We start from the raw sequence: 3,321 nt of genomic DNA on the forward strand, positions 1-3,321 counted from the left end.
CGGCCGCCTGAACCCGAGCGGGGCGCCGCTGGCGCTGGACATCACCGCCAGCGCCACCGACATCGAGCTCGCGCCGCTGTCGCCCTATGCCGGCAAGTACGCCGGTTATGCGATCGAGCGCGGCAAGCTCTCGACGCGCGTGCATTACGAGATCGAGCCGGGCGGCCGGCTGCAGGCCGACAACAAGATCGTGCTCAACCAGCTGACCTTCGGCGACCGCATCGACAGCCCGACCGCGACCAAGCTGCCGGTCAAGCTGGCGGTGGCGCTGCTCAAGGACCGGGACGGCGTGATCGACGTCAACCTGCCGGTCAGCGGCTCGCTCAACGATCCGGAGTTCAGCGTCGGCGGGCTGGTCGTCAAGCTCATCGTCAACCTGCTGACCAAGGCGCTGATGTCGCCGTTCTCGCTGCTGTCCGGCGGCGGCGGGGCGGAGATGAGCCAGCTCGAGTTCAAGCCCGGCACGGCCGCGCTGCAGCCGGACGCGGCGAAGAAGCTCGAGCCGCTGACCCGGGTGCTGGCGGACCGCCCGGCGCTGCAACTGAGCATCACCGGCTGGGTGGATCCGGCCGGCGAGCGCCGCGCGGCCCAGGCGGCGCGGCTCGAGGACGCGCTGCTCGCGGAACGGCGTCGCGAACTGCGGCGGGCGGCGGGCACACAGGCGGCGGGCCCGGCGCCGGCGGCCTCCGCCGCGAGCGATGCGCCGGTGACGCTGGACGACGCCCAGCGCGCGCGCCTGCTCAAGGTCGTCTATGACAACGCCAAGCTGCCCAACAAGCCGCGCAACTTCGTCGGCCTGACCAAGGACATCCCGGCCGAGCAGATGCGCGAGCTGCTGATGGACAGCTACACCGTCACCGACGAGCAGCTGCGGGAGCTGGCGCTGCAGCGCGCGGTCGCGGTGCGGGATGCGCTGATCGAGCGCGGCGTGCCGAACGCGCGCATGTTCCTGGCCTCGCCGAAGCTGCATGCGAAGGACGACGAGCGCGGCGCCGACAAGGACAAGCCCTGGCAGCCGCGCGTGGATCTGGCGCTCAGCGCACAGTGAGCGGGCGTCGCTCGCCTATGCTGGCGGGCTTGATTTCCGGGTCGCGCGCCCGATCTGAATCCGCCTGTCGCGGGAAGACTTCCCGCCAGCCTTGAGGACCTGCCATGACGACCACCCCGAATCCCGTTTCCCTGCCGGCCGGCGAGGACCTGATCACCCTCGGAGGCGGCTGCTTCTGGTGCACCGAGGCGGTGTTCCTGCGCGTCAAGGGCGTGCTGGGCGTCGAGTCCGGCTACACCAACGGCCAGGTGACGCAGCCCAACTATGAGCAGGTCTGCTCCGGCAACACCGGTCATGCCGAGGTCGTGCGGGTGCGTTTCGACACCCGCGTCGTCAGCCTCGAGGATCTGCTGCAGGTGTTCTTCACCATCCACGATCCGACGACGCTGAACCGCCAGGGCGCGGACGTCGGCACGCAGTACCGCTCCGGCATCTACTACACGCGGCCCGAGCAGCTCGGCGTGATCCGGCAGGTGCTGGACGAGGCGCAGCGCGCCCATGGCGGCAAGGTCGTCACCGAGGTCCAGCCCGAGCAGAACTACTGGCCCGCCGAGGCGTATCACCAGGACTACTTCGCCAATCACCCGGAGCAGGGCTACTGCGCGTTCGTTGTCGCGCCCAAGGTCGACAAGTTCGCGAAGAAGTTCAAGGAACTGCTGAAGGACGAGGCGGCCGGCTGATGGCGTCGACGGACGCCGCCGCGCTGATCGCGAGCCACGGGCTGCGCTTCCGCTACGGGGCGTCCGCCGCGGCCGACCTGCACTTTCCCGACTTCGAGGTGCCGCGCGGCGGTCATCTGCTGCTGCGCGGCGCTTCGGGCAGCGGCAAGAGCACGCTGCTCGCCTTGATGGCCGGACTGCTGACGCCGACGGCGGGACGCCTGGCGATGGACGGGGTGGAGGTCGGCGCGCTCGCGCCGGCCGCGCGGGACGCCTGGCGCGGCGCCCATCTGGGCTTCGTGCCGCAGCGTCTGCACCTGAGCGCCTCGCTGAGCGTGCGCGACAACCTCGCGCTGCCTTACGTCGCCGCAGGGCTCAAGCCGGACGAGGCCCGGATCGCGGCCCTGCTGGCCGAGCTGGGCATAGCGCCACTGCTGGACCGACGTCCGCATGCGCTCAGCCAGGGCCAGGCGCAGCGCGTGGCATTGGCGCGGGCGTTGTTGCGCGCGCCGCGTTTCGTGCTCGCCGATGAGCCCACCGCCAACCTCGACGACGAGGCCTGTGACGCCACGCTGGCGCTGCTGCGTCGCGTGGCGACGGAACACGGCGCCAGCCTGGTGATCGCCTCGCATGACGCCCGCATCGAGGCCGTCTGGAGCGAGTGGCCGGCGCTGCAACGGTTGAGGCTCACGCGCATGGGCAGCGCGGCGATGCCGCTGCCGACGTCGTGCGCCACCCAATGAGCCGGTCCCCGCTGAACCTGCCGCGCCTGGCGTGGCGATACCTCTGGGCGCGTCCGATGCTGACGACGCTCAACCTGATGCTGCTGAGCCTGGGCCTGGCCGCGATCGGTTTCGTCGTGCTGGTCAGCGAGCAGCTGGAGCAAGGCCTTCGGCGCGATCTCGGCGGCATCGACCTGGTCGTCGGTGCCAAGGGCAGTCCGATGCAGATCCTGCTGGCAGGCGTGTTCCACCTGGACCAGTCGACGGGGAACATCCCGCTCGCCACCGTCTCGCAGCTGAAGGCGCAGCCGCTGGTGGCGCAGGCGGTGCCGATCTCGCTGGGCGACAGCTTCCGCGGCCATCGCATCGTCGGCACGACGGCGGACTACCTGGCGCTCTACCAGCTGGAGCTCGCCCAGGGCCGGCGCTGGACCGGGCCCATGCAGGCAGTGCTGGGCGCCGAGGTGGCGCGTCAGTCCGGGCTGAAGCCGGGCGACCGGTTCCACGGCACGCACGGCCTGGCCGGTGGCGGCGAGGAACACGAGCACCCCTATGAAGTGACCGGCGTCCTGGCGCCGACGGGCGGCGTGGTCGACCGGCTGGTGCTGACGGACCTGGCCTCGGTCTGGGAGGCCCATGCGGCGCATGGGCACGCGGCGAAGTCGGCCCGCGAATCGAAGGGCAGGGGCCACGACGATCACGCCAGCGACCGCGACGACGCCAGCGACCGCGACCGCGACCGCGCCGAGGATCACGGCCACGCCGCGGACCACGAGCACGAGCACGAGCACGAGCACGAGCACGACCGCGAGCACACCGGTGCTCACGCGGACGCCGCGCTCGAGGTCAGCATGGTGCTGGTGCGCTACCGCAGTCCGCTGGCCGCGGTGAT

4 protein-coding genes are annotated in these 3,321 nt (G+C 71.2%); all 4 read left to right on the forward strand.

From position 1 onward, the window contains the following. A partial coding sequence (locus tag FUT87_RS25530; RefSeq protein ID WP_147242813.1) for a DUF748 domain-containing protein occupies positions 1–1,048 on the forward strand: 1,048 nt, incomplete at its 5' end. A 104-nt stretch (positions 1,049–1,152) separates the two neighbouring features. Next, positions 1,153–1,728: a peptide-methionine (S)-S-oxide reductase MsrA gene (msrA, locus tag FUT87_RS25535; protein ID WP_147242814.1), complete on the forward strand. Its 576-nt coding sequence runs from the start codon at positions 1,153–1,155 to the stop codon at positions 1,726–1,728. Then, positions 1,728–2,450, forward strand: a complete 723-nt coding sequence (locus tag FUT87_RS25540; protein WP_147242815.1) for an ABC transporter ATP-binding protein — start codon at positions 1,728–1,730, stop codon at positions 2,448–2,450. Before msrA ends, FUT87_RS25540 begins: the two co-directional genes overlap by 1 nt. Beyond that, positions 2,447–3,321, forward strand: an 875-nt coding sequence (locus FUT87_RS25545) for an ABC transporter permease (protein ID WP_186830764.1), incomplete at its 3' end; no start/stop codon positions are given. The genes FUT87_RS25540 and FUT87_RS25545, both read left to right, overlap by 4 nt.

The sequence above is a fragment of the Mitsuaria sp. TWR114 genome, from assembly GCF_007997345.1.